17 protein-coding genes are annotated in these 17,857 nt (G+C 47.8%); all 17 read left to right on the top strand.

Annotation, left to right across the window (positions count from 1 at the left end; all coding sequences use genetic code 11):
- The first annotated feature begins 7 nt into the window (after window positions 1–7).
- Window positions 8–985, top strand: coding sequence for a tRNA (adenosine(37)-N6)-dimethylallyltransferase MiaA (gene miaA, locus DWW13_RS08410; RefSeq protein WP_117812849.1), 978 nt, complete (start codon window positions 8–10; stop codon window positions 983–985).
- Between the two features lie 72 nt (window positions 986–1,057).
- A complete protein-coding gene (locus tag DWW13_RS08405) occupies window positions 1,058–1,681 on the top strand; it encodes an IS607 family transposase (protein ID WP_173815434.1) in 624 nt (207 codons plus the stop codon).
- Complete coding sequence (locus tag DWW13_RS08400) at window positions 1,644–2,807, top strand: RNA-guided endonuclease InsQ/TnpB family protein (RefSeq protein ID WP_118719831.1); 1,164 nt, start codon at window positions 1,644–1,646, stop codon at window positions 2,805–2,807. Before DWW13_RS08405 ends, DWW13_RS08400 begins: the two co-directional genes overlap by 38 nt.
- 191 nt (window positions 2,808–2,998) lie before the next feature.
- A complete protein-coding gene (locus DWW13_RS08395) occupies window positions 2,999–4,285 on the top strand; it encodes a methionine gamma-lyase family protein (protein WP_055228136.1) in 1,287 nt (428 codons plus the stop codon).
- On the top strand, window positions 4,285–5,472 hold the full coding sequence (locus tag DWW13_RS08390; protein ID WP_199674841.1) for an NAD(P)/FAD-dependent oxidoreductase: 1,188 nt from the start codon (window positions 4,285–4,287) through the stop codon (window positions 5,470–5,472). Before DWW13_RS08395 ends, DWW13_RS08390 begins: the two co-directional genes overlap by 1 nt.
- Window positions 5,469–7,082 (top strand): NAD(P)/FAD-dependent oxidoreductase, encoded by a 1,614-nt coding sequence (locus DWW13_RS08385; RefSeq protein ID WP_118719829.1) that lies wholly within the window; start codon window positions 5,469–5,471, stop codon window positions 7,080–7,082. Before DWW13_RS08390 ends, DWW13_RS08385 begins: the two co-directional genes overlap by 4 nt.
- 94 nt (window positions 7,083–7,176) lie before the next feature.
- Window positions 7,177–7,866, top strand: coding sequence for a RadC family protein (radC, locus tag DWW13_RS08380; protein ID WP_022462847.1), 690 nt, complete (start codon window positions 7,177–7,179; stop codon window positions 7,864–7,866).
- Between the two features lie 56 nt (window positions 7,867–7,922).
- Entirely contained in the window at window positions 7,923–8,936 is a 1,014-nt protein-coding gene (locus DWW13_RS08375) for a rod shape-determining protein (protein WP_118719827.1), read from the top strand.
- Window positions 8,937–8,957: 21 nt separating this feature from the next.
- Window positions 8,958–9,809: a rod shape-determining protein MreC gene (mreC, locus tag DWW13_RS08370; protein WP_118719825.1), complete on the top strand. Its 852-nt coding sequence runs from the start codon at window positions 8,958–8,960 to the stop codon at window positions 9,807–9,809.
- On the top strand, window positions 9,810–10,337 hold the full coding sequence (mreD, locus tag DWW13_RS08365) for a rod shape-determining protein MreD (RefSeq protein WP_022462850.1): 528 nt from the start codon (window positions 9,810–9,812) through the stop codon (window positions 10,335–10,337). It begins immediately after the preceding gene.
- Complete coding sequence (locus DWW13_RS08360; RefSeq protein ID WP_118719823.1) at window positions 10,322–13,306, top strand: penicillin-binding transpeptidase domain-containing protein; 2,985 nt, start codon at window positions 10,322–10,324, stop codon at window positions 13,304–13,306. The genes mreD and DWW13_RS08360 overlap by 16 nt, the downstream gene beginning before the upstream one ends.
- A gap of 129 nt (window positions 13,307–13,435) precedes the next feature.
- Window positions 13,436–14,215: a septum site-determining protein MinD gene (minD, locus tag DWW13_RS08355; RefSeq protein ID WP_022462852.1), complete on the top strand. Its 780-nt coding sequence runs from the start codon at window positions 13,436–13,438 to the stop codon at window positions 14,213–14,215.
- A gap of 12 nt (window positions 14,216–14,227) precedes the next feature.
- Complete coding sequence (locus tag DWW13_RS08350) at window positions 14,228–14,488, top strand: cell division topological specificity factor MinE (protein WP_022462853.1); 261 nt, start codon at window positions 14,228–14,230, stop codon at window positions 14,486–14,488.
- A complete protein-coding gene (locus tag DWW13_RS08345) occupies window positions 14,472–15,668 on the top strand; it encodes an FtsW/RodA/SpoVE family cell cycle protein (protein ID WP_022462854.1) in 1,197 nt (398 codons plus the stop codon). Before DWW13_RS08350 ends, DWW13_RS08345 begins: the two co-directional genes overlap by 17 nt.
- Window positions 15,643–16,047, top strand: a complete 405-nt coding sequence (mgsA, locus tag DWW13_RS08340; protein ID WP_022462855.1) for a methylglyoxal synthase — start codon at window positions 15,643–15,645, stop codon at window positions 16,045–16,047. Before DWW13_RS08345 ends, mgsA begins: the two co-directional genes overlap by 26 nt.
- Window positions 16,022–17,107, top strand: coding sequence for a D-alanyl-D-alanine carboxypeptidase family protein (locus tag DWW13_RS08335; protein WP_243004573.1), 1,086 nt, complete (start codon window positions 16,022–16,024; stop codon window positions 17,105–17,107). The genes mgsA and DWW13_RS08335 overlap by 26 nt, the downstream gene beginning before the upstream one ends.
- Window positions 17,108–17,328: 221 nt before the next feature.
- Window positions 17,329–17,748, top strand: coding sequence for a hypothetical protein (locus DWW13_RS08330; RefSeq protein ID WP_022462857.1), 420 nt, complete (start codon window positions 17,329–17,331; stop codon window positions 17,746–17,748).
- Window positions 17,749–17,857 lie beyond the last annotated feature (109 nt).

Here is a 17,857-nt window from a genome sequence, read left to right as displayed (position 1 = left end):
GATTTTTTTGAAAAAACCTTTGATTATCCTGACCGGTCCGACCGCTGTCGGCAAGACGAAGCTGTCGATTTCGCTTGCCAAAGCGGTGAATGGGGCCATTATCTCCGCGGATTCCATGCAGGTCTACCGCCATATGGATATCGGATCTGCCAAAATCCGCCCGGAGGAGATGCGCGGCGTTCCGCATTATCTGATCGATGTGCTCGATCCTTCCGAAGAGTTTCACGTCGTGAAGTTTGTGGAACTGGCGCATGAAGCGATGGAAAAAATATACGCCGCCGGACAGATTCCGATCGTGACGGGCGGCACCGGATTTTATATTCAGGCACTGCTAAAAGAAGTTGATTTCACGGAATCACACGGCGAGCTTCCAATCCGGAAAGAACTGGAAGAAAAGGCGGCGACAGTGTACGGTGCAGCAGAGCTGTATCAGAAATTATCGGAAGTTGACCCTGCATCCGCGGAGACGATTCATCCGAACAATGTCAAACGTGTGATTCGGGCGCTGGAATATTATTATGAAACGGGACAGAAAATCTCGGAGCACAACGAGGAGCAGAAACAGAAGGAATCCCCGTACTGTTCTGCTTATTTTGTGCTGAACGATGAACGTTCGATTCTGTACGACCGGATCGACCGGCGGGTGGATCAGATGATCCACGACGGACTGGTTGATGAAGTTTCCCGTTTGAAAGAAATGGGATACACGAGAGAACTTGTCTCCATGCAGGGTCTGGGCTACAAAGAGCTGTTCCCGTATCTTGCAGGGGAATGTTCACTGGAAGAGGCCATTTATATCATCAAGCGGGACACCCGTCATTTTGCCAAACGGCAGCTCACCTGGTTCCGACGGGAAAAAGATGTAATCTGGCTGAACAAGCCGGATTTTGCTTACGACGAAGAAAAAATATTATCCTATATGCTGGATTGCTGGAACGAAACCGTTTCGGCCGATGCAAAGGAAGAAGGAGGAAGTGTTAAGTGATTAACTAAGTTGACAAAAGATATAATAAGTGTTTAAATATACCTATGGAGGTGTACGATGAACACGTCAAATATCAGAAATTATAAACCAAAAGATTTTGCTGAATTATTAGGGGTTTCCGTCAAAACGCTGCAGCGATGGGACCGGGAAGGAATTTTAAAAGCCAACCGTACTCCAACAGACAGACGCTATTACACTTATGATCAGTACCTTCAATTTAAAGGAATTCATACAGAAGAGGATGAGCGGCAGGTAGTTCTTTACGCCAGGGTATCGACCCGAAATCAAAAAGATGATTTACAGAACCAGACAGCATTTCTGCGCCAGTACTGTAACGCAAAAGGAATGATTGTCGGCCAGTGTATCGAAGAGTATGGAAGCGGTTTAAATTATAACCGGCCGAAGTGGAACCGACTGCTGGATGATGTTATGGAACAGAAAGTAAAAACCATTGTGATTACACATAAGGACCGTTTTATCCGGTTTGGCTATGAATGGTTTGAAAAGTTCTGTATGAAGTTTCATACAACAATCATCGTTGTGAATAATGAATCCCTGTCACCGCAGGAAGAGCTGGTGCAGGATATTATTTCCATTCTTCATGTATTTTCGTGTAGATTATACGGACTGCGCAAGTATAAGAAACAGATAGAAAGAGATGAGGAAATTGCAGAAGAGCTTCAAGACGGAAATTAATCCGACGGATGAGCAAAAGCTGAAAATCCGCCGGACGATCGGGACATGCCGGTATGTTTATAACTTTTATCTGGACCAGAACAGAAAACGTTACGAGAAGGGTGAAAAGTTTATGAGCGGAAAATCCTTCAGCGTCTGGCTGAATAATGAGTATCTGCCCCAAAATCCGGAGTATGCCTGGATCAAAGAGGTCAGTTCCAAATCGGTAAAACGTTCTCTTGAAAATGCATGTACGGCATTTTCAAGATTTTTCAAAGGGCAGAGTCATTTTCCAAGATACAAAAAGAAAAATAAATCCAACGTCAAAATGTACTTTGTAAAAAACAACCGTACGGATTGTTTCTGCGAACGGCACCGGGTCAATATTCCCACCCTGGGATGGGTACGGATCAAGGAAAAAGGATATCTTCCGACAACGAAAGACGGATATGTAATTAAAAGCGGCACGGTTTCCATGCGTGCCGGAAGATATTACGTTTCTGTTCTGGTGGAAGTACCTGATCCACCAAAAGAAGAAAACCGGAATGAGGGGATTGGAATTGATTTAGGAATCAAAAGTTTTGCTGTGCTTTCTGATGGAACTGTTTATCAAAACATCAACAAGTCAGCAAAAATAAAGAAACTGGAAAAACAGTTAAGACGGGAACAGAGAAGTCTTTCCCGTAAATATGAAAATTTAAAGAAAGGAGTGTCCACTCAAAGAGCGAATATACAAAAACAAAAGTTAAAGGTACAGCGGCTTTATCAGCGGATTGACAATATCCGCACCGATTATATTAAGAAAACAATTGCAGGGATTGTGAAAACCAAGCCATCCTTTGTTACGATTGAAGATCTGAATGTAAAAGGTATGATGAAGAACCGGCATCTTTCGAAAGCAACAGCATCGCAGAAATTCTATGAGTTCCGCACAAGACTGCAGGGAAAATGTGCAGAAAAAGGAATCGAACTGAGAATAGCAGACCGCTGGTATCCGTCCTCCAGACGCTGCCATAATTGTGGACAGATTCGAAAAGATTTAAAACTTTCGAATCGGGTTTACCAGTGCAGCTGTGGGTATTGCGAGGACAGGGATCTGAATGCGGCATTAAACCTGAGAGATGTGAAAACTTATCAGAGTGCGTAAGAAACGCAGAGATACATATGTACCGAAGGCCATTTCGGGAATTAACGACTGTGGAGTGTACCAGAACTTGTGAGTAGATACAGCTCCGGCTGGTCAAAAGCATACACGTTTGAAACAGTAAGTAGGATTCGTGAGAACTACAATATCTCGATATGAGTATATTTGATCATATTTTGAGTGGCAGAACAATCATGTTGACAGAAAAAGCTGCTATGTACAGCACACTTGGCATTTCCAAAGAGGTTTTCGCATTTGGAACGAAAATTGAGGAAGAATTAAAAGAGCGTTTTGCAAAAATTGATGAAATCGCAGAATACAACCAGTTAAAGGTCATCCACGCCATGCAGGCAAGCAAGGTCAGCGAGGCATGCTTATATGGAACCACAGGATACGGATACAATGACCTGGGACGTGATACGCTGGAGCAGGTCTATGCAACGTGCTTCGGCACTGAGGATGCACTGGTACGCCCGCAGATCGCCTGCGGAACCCATGCGCTTGCAACGGCGCTTTCCGGAAATCTCCGCCCGGGCGACGAACTGCTTTCTCCTGTTGGAAAACCATACGACACCCTTGAGGAAGTGATCGGCATCCGCCCGTCCGTCGGATCTCTTGCGGAATATGGCGTAACTTACCGCCAGGTAGATTTAAAAGAGGACGGCTCTTTCGATTACGAAGGAATCAAAAATGCCATCAACAAAAAGACAAAGATGGTGACGATTCAGAGGTCGAAAGGATATCAGACCAGACCGACGCTTTCTGTTACCCGCATAGGTGAACTGATTGCATTTATTAAAAATATCAAACCAGATGTCATCTGTATGGTCGATAACTGCTACGGCGAGTTCGTGGAGACGATCGAACCGACCAATGTCGGTGCAGATTTGATGGTCGGATCCCTGATCAAAAACCCGGGCGGCGGACTGGCTCCGGCCGGCGGTTACATTGTTGGAAAGAAAAAGTACGTGGAAAATGCAGCATACCGTCTGCTCTCCCCGGGACTTGGAAAAGAGGTTGGCGCAACACTCGGTGTGAACGGTTCCTTCTACCAGGGATTCTTCCTGGCACCGACCGTTACCGCAGCGGCATTAAAAGGTGCTGTCTTTGCTGCAAATGTTTATGAGAAACTGGGATTTGCCGTTGTTCCAAACGGAACCGAGAGCCGTCACGACATCATTCAGGCGGTAACCTTTGGAAAACCGGAAGGCGTCATCGCATTCTGCCAGGGTATCCAGGCAGCTGCCCCGGTCGACAGCTTCGTTTCCCCGGAACCTTGGGATATGCCAGGTTACGACAGCCCAGTTATCATGGCAGCTGGCGCTTTCGTGCAGGGCTCTTCCATTGAACTTTCTGCCGATGGACCGATCAAACCGCCGTACGCTGTCTATTTTCAGGGTGGGCTTACGTGGCAGCACGCAAAATTCGGTATTCTGATGAGTCTTCAGAAACTCGTCGATGCCGGTATGGTGACATTATAATGGCAAAAAATGTGGTAATTATCGGCGGTGGCGCGAGCGGACTGATGGCGGCAATTTGGGCCTCACGTCTCGGTGCCGCGGTCACCGTTCTGGAAAAGAACGATAAACCGGGCAGAAAGCTTCTTGCGACCGGAAACGGACGGTGTAATTTTACCAATCGTTATCAGGATGCATCGTGCTACCGCACGGGAAATCAGGAGCGTGCATCACGGGTTCTCGAACAGTTTACCGAACAGGACACCGAACAGTTTTTTGAACAGCTCGGCATCCGCATCCGGAGCCGTGAAGGCTGGCTTTATCCGGCCAGCGAGCAGGCACAGTCCGTTCTTGAGCTGCTGATTTTGGAAGCCAGATTCCGAAAGGTAAAAATCAAGACACGGGAAACGGCTGTTGCAGTGGAAAAAGCCGAAAATGGTTATCTGGTGCGCACCGAAGGATGGCAGTACCCGGCTGACAGCGTCATCATCTGCTGCGGAAGCTGTGCTTCCCAGATCGCCGGTTCCGACGGAGATACACTTCGATTTGCCGATCAGCTTCAGCTCGCTTCGATTCCGTTTTTCCCGGCCCTCTGCCCGCTCCGCTGCAAAGGAAACCAGTTTTCCTCCTGGGCGGGTGTTCGGGTGCGCGCGAAGATTACGCTTCTGGTTGAAAATCAGGAGATTCTGACGGAACAGGGAGAGCTGCAGCTTACCGACTACGGTGTCTCCGGCATCCCGGTATTCCAGATTTCCCGGTTCGCTGTGCGCGCCTGCATGCAGAAAAAACGCGCTGAACTTCTCGTAGACTTCTTTCCGGAACTGACGGAATCGGAGCTTACTGCAGAACTTGTCAGACGGCAGGAAATCTGCCCGTATAAAGCGCCAAAAGAGCTTCTGATCGGTCTTCTTCCGGAAAAACTCATTCCGGTTCTGATCGGAAAGAAAAAGACTCCGGAAGAAATGGCAGGCGCCATCAAATCATATCGTTTACAGATCACCGGCCAGACCGACTTTGGAAAAGCCCAGGTGTGTGCGGGCGGCATCACGCTCGACCAGCTTACGGATTCTCTGGAATCGGTACAGCACCCTGGTATTTTCTTTGCGGGAGAAGCCCTGGACGTCGACGGCGTCTGCGGCGGCTACAATCTCCAGTGGGCCTGGTCCAGCGGAAGTGCAGCCGGAAGAGCTGCAGCAGGAGAACATGCATGATTCGGATACAGCAATTAAAGCTTCCAGTCACCCACACACAGGAGGAACTGGAACAGAAAATAAAAAAAACACTGAAAATCGGAAAACACGATCTGCAGGAAATTGAGCTCTTACGCCGCTCAATTGATGCCAGAAAGAAATCCGAATTAAAATACGTTTATCAGCTTGATGTAAAAGTAAAAGATGAGAACGCCGTACTGCGGAAGGCGAAAAATAACCAGATCGTAAAAGCGGAGAAAAAGCCATATGTGTTCCCAAAATCCGGAGAACAGACTCTTGTTCACCGGCCGGTTATTATCGGAAGCGGTCCGGCAGGGCTTTTTTGTGCCTATGTTCTCGCAAAGCATGGCTACCGTCCACTCGTTCTGGAGCGCGGCGAATCTGCAGAACAGAGAAAGAAAAGTGTCGATGCGTTCTGGAAAACCGGCGTTCTGAACCCGGAATCGAACGTACAGTTCGGAGAGGGCGGCGCCGGTACGTTTTCGGATGGAAAATTAAACACTTCGGTGAAGGATCCATCCGGCAGAAACCGTGAGGTACTCCGGATCTTCACGGAATGCGGGGCACCGGAAGAAATTCTGTACGATCAGAAACCGCACCTTGGCACAGATCAGCTCATCGGAATTGTGACAACGATGCGGAAAAAGATCGAGGCATGCGGCGGAGAAGTCCGTTTCGGAGCAAAAGTGACGGACTTTGGGATTGAAAACGGCAGACTCACTTCTGTAACCGTCAATGAAACCGAGAAGATTGCCGCGGAGACGGCAGTCCTTGCGATCGGCCACTCTGCACGCGATACCTTCTTTAAACTCTGCGAAAATAAGATCTCCATGGAAGCAAAATCCTTCGCTGTCGGCGTCCGCATTGAGCATCCGCAGAAGATGATCACGGAGGATCAGTACGGACCGGAGGCACCGGATTTTCTTGGGGCAGCACCGTATAAGCTCACCAATCAGTGTGAAAACGGAAGAGGCGTGTACTCATTCTGCATGTGTCCCGGCGGCTATGTTGTCAACGCATCCTCGGAAGCGGAACGCACCTGCGTCAACGGTATGAGTTATTCTGACCGGGAAGGTAAAAATGCGAACAGCGCTATGATTGTCACCGTAACACCGGAAGACTACCGCCCATACCATGTAGAGGGAACGCCGGACGTACTCGATGGTGTGGCATTCCAGAGAGCGCTTGAACACGCTGCGTGGGAAGCCGGAAAAGGCAAAGTTCCGGTGCAGCTTTTTGGTGATTTCTGTGAAAACAGAGTTTCTACAGCACTTGGAGAGGTAACCCCTTCCATCTGCGGAGAATGGACTTTCGCCAATCTGCGGGAAGTTCTTCCGACGTTTATCGGAGACTCCCTTGTGGAAGGCATTCGTGCATCTGAGCGGAAAATCCACGGCTTTTCCCGTCCGGACGCCGTTCTTTCCGGCGTGGAAGCGCGTACCTCGTCACCGGTCCGCATTGTAAGAAATGAAACGCTCGAAAGTTCGTCGCTTACCGGTCTTTACCCGTGCGGAGAGGGCGCAGGCTATGCGGGAGGCATCACTTCCGCAGCCATGGACGGATTAAAAACGGCAGAGGAAATTGCAAAAAAATATATGAATTTTTCATAATTCCTATACATCTGCGGAAAGTTGTGCTAGAATGATGGGTGATTCAAACCAATGTATTCCATGAAAATTCCCGGAAGAGTGGTGGGAGGAATACATGAGAAAAAATGGATTACGAAACCTGCCGACGATGGAACAGCCATATGAAAAATGCCTGGAAAACGGCCCGGAAAGCCTTTCCGACGCGGAGCTTCTGGCTGTCATTTTACGATGCGGGGCAAGGGGAAAAACATCCCTGGAGCTCGCAAGAGAAATTCTTTCCCTTCCCGGAAAAGAGGAGGGCCTGTTAGGACTCTATCACTGTACAAGACAGGAACTTCTGCAGATCCGCGGAGTCGGGGAAGTAAAAGCGATCCAGCTCCAGTGCATCGGTGAGCTTTCCAAACGAATGGCCGCGGCCGGAGCAAGAAAAGGTCTCTGCTTTCATGATCCGGCTTCCATTGCGGATTATTACATGGAACGTCTCCGCCACGAGGATCAGGAGGTTCTTCTCTGCATGATGCTGGACACAAAAAATCAGCTTCTCGGAGAAAAGGAAATCACAAGAGGGACGGTCAATGCGACGATGATTTCGCCGCGGGAGCTTTTTCTTGCGGCACTGCAGTTCCGTGCGGTTCATATTCTGCTGGTTCACAACCATCCAAGCGGAATCCCGGAACCAAGCGGTGACGACATTACCGTGACACGGCAGATCCGGCGGGCGGGTGAAATGCTCGGCATTACCCTGCTGGATCACATTATTATCGGGGATCACTGTTATACCAGTATGCTGGAACAGGGAATCTGATCCCGAAAATCCGAGGCAGAAATGCCCAAAGGAAGGGAACAAGTTAAAGGAGCACGATGCAGATTCGAAATGTATACGGCATAGACCTTGGCACCAGTACCGTCAAAATCTATGACCTGAAGAAAGACACAATCACAAAAGAAAAAAATATGATTGCCATACGCAACCGCGAACAGGTGATTGCCGTTGGAAATTACGCATATGAAATGCACGAGAGAACGCCTTCCAATATCGAGGTAATTACCCCCATGAGCAACGGACGCATTGCGAATGTATTGATGGTAGAAGCCGTTTTGCACACGCTTCTCCACCGCTGTACGCGCCACATGGGATACCGCCCGGAGCTGTATTTTTCAGTTCCCTGCGATATGACAGAGATTGAACGGCGTTCTTATTATACGATTGCACATAAGGGAGCCTTAAAAAACTGCCGCATGTATCTTGTGGATAAACCAATCGCGGATGCGCTGGCACTTGGCATTCCGATCAACCGCACGAAGGGTTCCATGATTGTCAACATCGGAGCGCAGAGCACAGAGATTTCTGTTATCGCCAACGCGAGGGTTATTTTTTCCAGAATCATCCCGGTAGGCGGAAAACAGTTCAACGAATCGATATGCAATCTGAACCGCCGCAAAAACAATTTCCAGATTGGCTCCAAAACAGCCAAACGTGTCAAGATTGCGCTGGCGGATCTTGGAACAGACAAAAAAAAGGCGCGGAAGGTGCGCGGCGTAGATGGTGCATCCGGTCTTCCAATGGAAGGGATCATTACTTCTTCCCTCGTAAACGAAGCACTCCTTTCCGGTGTTAATGAGATCGGCGAGGAAATCAAGCATGCGCTGGAGCGTACACCGCCGCAGATCCACGATCATATCCAGAAAGAGGGTATTTACATCACCGGCGGAAGCACAAGGATTCCGAACATTGACCGCTATCTTTCGAGACAGCTCGGCTGTCCGGTGCAGCTTTCCCAGTATTATGACCTCTGTACCATCTGTGGGCTCAAGGAACTGATCACGCACGATGCGCTGCATCGCTGGGCTTACACGGTAAATAAAAAGAAGTAAATCTATCAAAAAGGACCCGCTATGAATAAGAAGAAAAAATTTCAGCTAAAAAGCAAACATTTACTTTTCATCATGACGTTCCTGTGTCTCTCCGGCATTTTAGGCAGTGCAGCAGACAAAATGCCGGTCACGCCGATCCGGGAAGCCGCAGGCTTTGTGATCATCCCGTTTCAGAACGGAATTAACCAGATCGGTGAGTATTTGACAGACTGTCTGACCGGTTTCCAGAACGTCAAAAAACTGTCTGCCGAGAAAGAGGAGCTTGAACAGAAGGTCACGGATCTGACTGAGGAAAACAATCAGCTTGTACAGGAGCAGCAGGAGCTGCAGCGTCTTCAGGAGCTGTATCAGCTGGACCAGTCCTACTCGGAATATGAAAAAGTAGCAGCACAGGTCATCTCAAAGGATCCGGGCAACTGGTATGATACCTTTGTCATCAACAAAGGATCAAATGACGGGATTCAGAAAGATATGAACGTTATTGCAGACGGCGGCCTTGTTGGACTTGTTGAGGAGGTAAGTTCCAATTCCGCTACTGTCCGCTCTATCATTGATGACTCCAGTTCCGTGAGCGCCATGACAGCATCTACCTCGGATACGTGTATTGTATCGGGTGATCTGCGCCTGATCAGCGACGGAAAGCTTGCCTTTTCCAAGCTGAATACAACCGACACGGTAGCTGAGGGCGAAAAGATTGTGACATCGAACATCAGTGATAAATACCTCCGCGGTATTCTGATCGGCTATGTCAGTGAAATCACCGAGGACTCCAATCACCTGACGAAAAAGGGATACATCATTCCTGTTGTGGATTTTCAACATATTCAGGAAGTTCTCGTGATCAAAGAATTAAAACAGCAGGGAGGAGAGTAAATGCGCAGAAAAATCACGCTTGCCTTTCTGATTCTGGCAGCTTTCCTGTTACAGACAACTGTATTTCAGTATTTTCAGATCGCGTCCGTAACGCCGAACCTTCTTCTGATTCTGACGTCCGCCTTTGGGCTGATGCGCGGAAAAAAAGAGGGACTGATGGTCGGATTTTTCAGCGGTCTGATGATTGATCTGTTCTACGGCAGCCTGTTTGGATTTTACGCACTGCTCTACATGTATATCGGTTATCTGAACGGCTTTTTCTGCAAAGTCTTCTATGACGATGATATTAAGGTACACATTGTACTGGTTGCTGCCAGCGATCTTGTCTACAGTCTGCTGATGTATGTGCTGCAGTTCCTGCTGCGCGTGCGCCTGCACTTTTTCGATTATCTGGCGCATATTATTCTGCCGGAAATGGTATACACGGTAGTGCTCTCCATTCTGCTTTACCGGCTTTTATTTATCATCAACCGTAAACTGACCGAAAATGAAATGGAAGGACAACAGTCGCCATGGCTAAGAAGATAAGAAAATTTTTCCGCAGACTCGGTGAAAACCGCACCCTATTGCTTGGTGTGGTTTTCCTTGCTATGTTTGCCGTCCTGATCGGAAGACTTTTTATCCTGCAGGTAGTGCATGGAGAAGAGTATGCGGATAATTTTGAACTGCAAATCACAAAAACCAGAACCCTTGAGAGTACAAGAGGAAATATTTATGACCGGAACGGAAAACTGATCGCTGGAAATAAGGTTTCCTACTCCGTAACCATCGAGGATAACGGAACGTACAACACGACAAAAGAACGTATTCTCTCTCTGAACGCAGAACTCTATCGTCTCTGTAAGCTGATTCGTGCAAACGGAGACTCGATTGACACCAGCACCTTCCCGATTGAAGTGGATGAGAACGGTGCGTTTGTTTTTACAGGTGAAGAGGGAACGACCCGCGACCGTTTCCGTGCAGACATTTATGGACAGAAGAAAATCGACGATATGACGGCAGAACAGAAGAGTTCCAGTGCCGAAACGCTGATGACATTTCTTGCCGGACCGGACGGCTTTGGCCTGGATGCCTATTCTGACGATGAAAAATACGCATATTCTGCCAAAGATTTTGAAGAGTATGGTCTTCCATACCAGACAGACGAATCCGGAAATGCGGTCCTTTCTCTTTCCAATCAGGAGCGTCTGGAAATTCTGGTGATCCGCTATAAGATGAAACAGACGAATTATCAGAAGTATGTCCGCGTGACAGTTGCTTCCGGCGTCAGCAGCAATACAACTGCATCGATTGCGGAGAATGAAGATGTTCTGCAGGGTGTCAGCATTTCGGAAGATTCCGAGCGTGTATATTATGACGGAAAGTATTTTTCTTCTCTGATCGGTTATACGGGCCAGGCGTCCTCAGACGAGCTGACAGAACTGAATGAAGAGCTGAAGAGCCAGGGAAAAGAAGAAACGTATTCCACGGAATCCATCGTCGGAAAATCTGGTCTGGAACAGTATATGGAGACAATCCTTCAGGGAACCGACGGATCAGAAGAGATTATCGTTAATAACGTCGGAAAAGAGCTGGAAACGGTAGAGGGATCCCTGGTTGAGCCAAAACAGGGAAATAACGTCTATCTTTCGATTGATTATGACCTGCAGATTGCGGTATATAAAATTCTGGAACAGAGAATTGCCGGCATTCTGAAACAGTATCTGAGTGATGTAAAATCCGTTGATACCTCAACACTTGCCAATACGGATGCCGTTCCGATTCCAATTTACGATGTATACAATGCACTGATCGAAAACAGCACGATTGATATTTCCCATTTCTCGGCGGCGGATGCCACGGAGCGTGAGCAGCGGATCTATGCACTGTTCCAGCAGAAGCTCCAGCAGGTGCTTGCCGAGATTACGCAGGAACTGACCGTTGAAACAGCAACCGTTTACAACGACCTCAGCGATGAAATGCAGGAATATGAGACCTTCATCGTGGATAAGCTGCTTTCCAGTACGATGGGTATTCTTTCTTCAACAGCAATTGATGAGAAAGACGCCACCTATCAGGCATGGAATGACGGAACGATTTCTCTTCGTGATTACCTGACGTATGCGGCAAGCCAGAACTGGATTGATGTCTCAGCACTGACGCAGGATGATGCCTACCTGGATTCTCAGGAGGTTTATCAGAAGCTGACGGAGGTTATTCTGGACCGTCTGGCAAACAATACAACATTTGCAAAAAAGATGTATCACTATATGCTGCTGCAGGATATGCTCGATGGCTATGATATCTGCAATCTGATGTATGATCAGAACCTTCTGACGAAAGAGGATGACGATTATGCCGCTTATGTTGCAGGAAATATGACACCGTTCCAGCTTCTGTCCGATAAAATCGCCAAACTGGAAATCACCCCGGCACAGCTTGCACTCGATCCGTGTTCCGGTTCTGCTGTCATTACGGACCCGAATACCGGTGCTATTTTAGCCTGTGTTTCCTATCCTGGCTATGACAACAACCGCCTGGCAAACCAGATGGATACCGCATACTGGGCAAAATTGAATACCGATGAATCCAGCCCGCTGTACAACAAAGCAACCCAGCAGAAGACGGCTCCTGGTTCCACCTTTAAACCACTGATAGCGGTTGCCGGATTAAGCGAAGGCATAATTACTCCGACCAGTATCATCAACTGCAACGGTCTGTTCGGGGAAGGACTTGTCAACGAATCTGACTATGTCCACTGCCATCAGTTGAGCGGCCACGGAGATCTGAACATTGTCGGTGCCATCCAGAACTCCTGCAACGTGTTCTTCTGTACGCTTGGATATCGTCTGGGACTCGATGAGAACGGCACCTTTACACAGAAGCGCTCTCTGGAAATGATCCAGAAATATGCCGATATGTTTAAGCTGGATGAAAAGACTGGAATCGAAATTTCGGAAACCGATCCGAATGTAACCGATTCCCTTCCGATCCCTTCCTCGATTGGTCAGGGTACCAACAACTATACGACGACACAGCTTGCACGCTATGTCACAACGATTGCAAATTCCGGTACGGTTTATAATCTTTCCCTTCTGCAGAAAGCAACGGATTCGGATGGCAATGACATCGATATGGGCGCAGATTTCGGCCCGACGGTAAATTCAGAAATGGATGTTGATTCCAGCATCTGGGATCTGGTACACGAAGGCATGCGAAAAGTAATCAGCGTATCCAATGCGACCATTTTCCCGGAATCCTGGCCGGTAGAGCTTTCCGGAAAAACCGGTACCGCGGAGGAAGACCATACACGTGCAAACCATGGACTGTTTATGGGCTTCTCTCACTATGAGAGCAGAGACGATATTGCTCTTGCCGTCCGCATTCCGTTTGGATATTCTTCTATGAACGCAGAGTTGGTAGCTAAGGATATCTTAGATTATTACTATGGCCTCTCAGACGATATTCTGTCCGGTCAGGCAAATTCCAACGGTGTTGCAAGCGTGAGAGCAGACTAAGGAATTTTTCCGGCGGAAACGAAGCCTGGGAAGAAAGCTGCAAAAGAGAAAGGATGTGTTTTTAAACAAAGGTTTGGACGCATCCTGCGGCATGAAAATGCAGAACAGTTTTCAACAAGGAGGTTCCAGATGAGTGAAGTCATTGTAATTACATCAGGAAAAGGCGGCGTCGGAAAGACGACAACCGCAGCAAATATCGGAATCGGGCTGGCACAGCTTGGAAAGAAAGTTGTGATGGTAGATACCGACATCGGTCTTCGAAACCTGGATGTCGTGCTCGGCCTTGAAAACCGGATTGTCTACAATCTTGTGGATGTTGTGGAGGGCAACTGCCGGATGAAGCAGGCGCTAATCCGCGACAAACGGTACGAGCAGCTCTACCTTCTCCCGTCTGCCCAGACGAGGGACAAGACAAGCGTAACGCCCGAGCAGATGAAAAAACTCTGCGATGAATTAAAACAGAGCTTTGATTTTGTTCTTCTTGACTGTCCGGCAGGCATTGAGCAGGGATTTGCAAATGCAGTTGCCGGTGCCAATAAGGCAATTGTTGTGACTACGCCGGAGGTTTCGGCCATCCGGGACGCGGACCGCATCATCGGCCTTCTGGAGGCGCAGGATCTGAGGGATATCTCTCTTGTCATCAATCGTATCCGGCCGGATATGGTAAAACGCGGTGAAATGATGTCGGTGGATGATGTACAGGAAATTCTTGCTGTTCCGCTGCTCGGCATTCTGCCCGATGATGAGCAGGTAGTAATCGCCACCAACCAGGGCGAAGCGATCGCTGGAAGCGGTTCCAAGGCAGGAGAAGCCTTTACGAATATCAGCCACAGGATCCTCGGGGAGAGTGTTCCCTACTTGGATCTTGACAGCAAAAAGGGATTTTTCCGCCGTGTATTCGGGCGATAGGAGGGAACTGGTATGGGTTTATTTTCAGGCAGAAAGCCGCACTCCGGCCTCGTTGCAAAAGAACGTCTGTCCAATCTTTTAATGGCAGAACGTCTGAACTGTTCTCCGGCATCGCTTCAGATGCTGAAAAATGATCTTTCTGCTGCTGCAGGAAAATACCTTACCGTTGAGGCGGATGAAATTTCCGTCACCATTACACAAACAACCCCTGTCATACTGACAGCGAAAATACCATTGAAAAGAAACGAGGAGTATCATGTTAAGACGATATAAGCTGAAAAATTATAATTTCCGGCTGGTCATTCTTCTGATTGCCATCAGCATCATTGGTGTGCTTCTGATCGGAAGTGCAGACAGTGCAGACCAGAAAAAACAGGCCATCGGAGTCGTATTGGGCGTAGTCATCATGATTATTGTCTCTTTGCTTGACTATAGCTGGCTTCTGAATTTTTACTGGGTTCTTTACATCGGAAATCTGATGATGCTTGGCGTTCTTTATCTCGGCGGTTCTACCGCAAAAAACACGTTTGGTGCGACCCGTTGGATTCAGATCGGAAGCTTTCAGTTTCAGCCGACCGAGCTGTCAAAAATCTTTCTGATCATGTTTTTTGCGATGTTTCTGATGAAGCATGAAGAAGATCTGAATACGGCGAAAACCATTTTTACCGCGATCGGGCTTCTGATTCCGCCGCTCGTTATGATTTACCGTCAGCCGGATTTGAAAAATACGATTACGGTCATGGTTCTGTTCTGCTTTATGATGTATGTGGCGGGCTTAAGCTACAAAGTTATCGCCGTTGTTCTGGTTTCCGGTTCAGCACTGGTACTTGCGCTTCTGCTTGTCATTACGCAGGTGAATTTCCAGCTTCCGGCGGCTCTTGACAAGACGATTGGTTATCAGCTTGGGCGAATTCAGGACTGGTTAAGCGATGATGCCGACAACGCCGACGGCCGTCTCCAGCAGCAGAATTCCATTACAGCCATCGGTTCCGGAAAGCTGACCGGAAAAGGACTCAACAACAATAAAGTTTCTTCCGCAAATAAGGGAAATTTCGTTTCCCAGAACCATAATGACTTTATTTTTGCAGTGGCAGGAGAGGAACTTGGTTTCTTTGGATGCTGCGGAATCATCCTGCTCCTGTTCCTGATTCTCGTCGAATGCATCCGGACTTCCCGGAAAGCAAAAGATCTGTCAGGAACGTTGATCTGCTGCGGTATGGCAGGACTCATTGCCTTTCAGAGCTTTCTGAATATCAGTGTTGCAACCGGAATCCTGCCGAACACCGGTACACCGCTTCCGTTCGTCAGCTATGGACTGACCTCCCTTGTAACACTTTACATCGGAATGGGGCTTGTCCTGAATGTCGGACTGCAGAACCGGGATTTTGTAACCAGAAACTATGAATTACTAAGGAGGAAAACCATCAATGAACATCGGATTGATCGCGCATGATGCAAAAAAAACGCTGCTTCAGAACTTGTGTATCGCCTACCGCTCGGTACTTGCCAAGCATACTCTTTACGCAACCGGAACTTCCGGCCGTCTGGTAGAAGAGGCAACCGGACTTAACGTCCGCAAATATCTGGCTGGACACGTTGGAGGCGTTCAGCAGATGGGTTCTCAGATTGAACAGAATGATCTGGATCTTGTGATTTTCCTGCGGGATCCGGAACAGCCGAAACAGCATGAGCCGGATGTCCATCGGATTATCCGTCTCTGCGACGTACACAGCATTCCGCTTGCCACCAATCTTGCAACGGCAGAAATGCTGATCAAATCATTAGACAGAGGAGAAATGGACTGGCGTGAAATCTACCGGAGAAACGACTAATACTACAGAAAAAGAACAGAAACTGCCTGTAACGGAGAAAAACGGGACTGCTCCGGAAAAAACCGAACATATTTTAAACCGCCTGATCATCGGCGCGGGTGTCTGTGTTGCTGTTATTGCGGTTCTGATCGGTGTGAAACTGTACCGTCAGGACCGCCAGATGGACATTACAGAGCCGTTTGCGCGAAGTATGGTGCTCGCCTCCGATCCGCTTTCGGCAGAAAAACGGTTTCAGGCTGAAACGCTCTCTGCCGATCTCTGTGTCGGTGAGACGAGCGTACCGCTGAATGATATCTCGTTTTCTTCACAGGTAAAGGCCGGACTGTTTGATCTGGATCACAAAAAAGTATTGTTCGCGCAGAATATGTATGATCAGGTCTACCCAGCCAGCATCACGAAGATCATGACGGCTCTCCTTGCCATGGAATACAACCAGCCGGATACGCAGGTAACGATCACAGAAGAGGATCTTGCGCTGGAAGATGGATCCCAGATGAGTGGACTGGCCGTGGGCGATACGGTAACGATGGATCAGCTTTTCCATGCATTGTTGATTTATTCTGCCAACGATGCTGCTATGGCGATTGCCCGCCAGGTAGGCGGAAGTGTAGAGAATTTCGTTCAGATGATGAACGATAAGGCAGCTTCCCTTGCCATGACCGGTACGCATTTTGCAAACCCGCACGGTCTTCACAATGAGAATCATTACACTACTGCATATGATGTTTATCTGATGCTGTATGCTGCCTATCAGCATACGGAATTCCAGAATACGATGTCAATGTCTTCCTACACGCTGAACATGACGCATGCGGACGGTATGGCGGGAACGATCTATTTAAGCTCCACGGACAAATATCTGACCGGAGAGAAAAACGCACCGGAAAACGTGACGGTGCTCGGCGGAAAAACCGGAACGACCGATGAGGCCGGTTCCTGCCTGGCACTGGTATCCCAGAATGCATACGGAGAACCGTTTATCTCAGTCATTCTTCATGCATCAACAAAAGTGGAACTGTACGAGGACATGAACACTCTTCTTTCCAATATCAACTCCTGACGTAATCTTTTTGCAATCCCCCGGACGGCGTTTTTTCTGCCTCTCCGGGAGATTGTCGTATCCGTTTAGAAAAACAGAGCTCCTTTCCCCGCAAATTAGAAGATTTTTCAGAATTTTTTCATTTTACCATTGAAAACGTTGGTGAATTGTACTATAATTAAACCATGAACTTAAAGGTTTTTGGTGAAAATATCTTATTCTAATCTAAGGAGGAAACTGCTATGGTTCAATTAATTGTAGGCAAGAAGGGAAAAGGCAAAACAAAACAGCTGTTAGACAAAGTAAATGCAGAGGTAAAAACCGCAAACGGAAATATCGTGTATATTGACAAGAGCACAAAGCACATGTTTGAATTAAACAACAAAGTACGTCTGATTTCCGCAACCGACTATCCTCTGAAAAACAGTGATGAATTTATCGGATTTATCTGCGGTATCGTTTCTCAGGACCACGATCTCGCAAGCGTTTATCTCGACAGCTTCCTGAAAGTAGCAAAACTGGAAGGCGAGGACATCACAGATTGTGTTGAACAGCTGGAAGGCATTGGCAAGCAGTATAACATTACCTTCGTATTAAGTGTCTCCATGGATAAAGAAGAGCTTCCGGAAGGCATGCAGGATAAGATTATCGTTGCACTGTAACCAAAACTGTATTATAATAATTGCATAGCGACAAAACCAAAGGACGGCGCTTACGGCACCGTCCTTTTAGCGCATGGATTAAACAATAAAAGGAGCATACATTTTGTCT

The organism is Blautia sp. AF14-40 (assembly GCF_003479665.1).
Lineage (GTDB): Bacteria > Bacillota > Clostridia > Lachnospirales > Lachnospiraceae > Fusicatenibacter > Fusicatenibacter saccharivorans.
Note: the sequence above shows the minus strand (reverse complement) of the source record. Positions and strands in the feature narration are given on the sequence as shown.

Coding starts and splice junctions, on each gene's coding strand:
- DWW13_RS08400 (WP_118719831.1), top strand. CDS start 1,644: ATGAGGAAATTGCAGAAGAGCTTCAAGACGGAAATTAATCCGACGGAT.
- DWW13_RS08395 (WP_055228136.1), top strand. CDS start 2,999: ATGTTGACAGAAAAAGCTGCTATGTACAGCACACTTGGCATTTCCAAA.
- DWW13_RS08390 (WP_199674841.1), top strand. CDS start 4,285: ATGGCAAAAAATGTGGTAATTATCGGCGGTGGCGCGAGCGGACTGATG.
- DWW13_RS08385 (WP_118719829.1), top strand. CDS start 5,469: ATGATTCGGATACAGCAATTAAAGCTTCCAGTCACCCACACACAGGAG.
- radC (WP_022462847.1), top strand. CDS start 7,177: ATGAGAAAAAATGGATTACGAAACCTGCCGACGATGGAACAGCCATAT.
- DWW13_RS08375 (WP_118719827.1), top strand. CDS start 7,923: ATGCAGATTCGAAATGTATACGGCATAGACCTTGGCACCAGTACCGTC.
- mreC (WP_118719825.1), top strand. CDS start 8,958: ATGAATAAGAAGAAAAAATTTCAGCTAAAAAGCAAACATTTACTTTTC.
- mreD (WP_022462850.1), top strand. CDS start 9,810: ATGCGCAGAAAAATCACGCTTGCCTTTCTGATTCTGGCAGCTTTCCTG.
- DWW13_RS08360 (WP_118719823.1), top strand. CDS start 10,322: ATGGCTAAGAAGATAAGAAAATTTTTCCGCAGACTCGGTGAAAACCGC.
- minD (WP_022462852.1), top strand. CDS start 13,436: ATGAGTGAAGTCATTGTAATTACATCAGGAAAAGGCGGCGTCGGAAAG.
- DWW13_RS08350 (WP_022462853.1), top strand. CDS start 14,228: ATGGGTTTATTTTCAGGCAGAAAGCCGCACTCCGGCCTCGTTGCAAAA.
- DWW13_RS08345 (WP_022462854.1), top strand. CDS start 14,472: ATGTTAAGACGATATAAGCTGAAAAATTATAATTTCCGGCTGGTCATT.
- mgsA (WP_022462855.1), top strand. CDS start 15,643: ATGAACATCGGATTGATCGCGCATGATGCAAAAAAAACGCTGCTTCAG.
- DWW13_RS08330 (WP_022462857.1), top strand. CDS start 17,329: ATGGTTCAATTAATTGTAGGCAAGAAGGGAAAAGGCAAAACAAAACAG.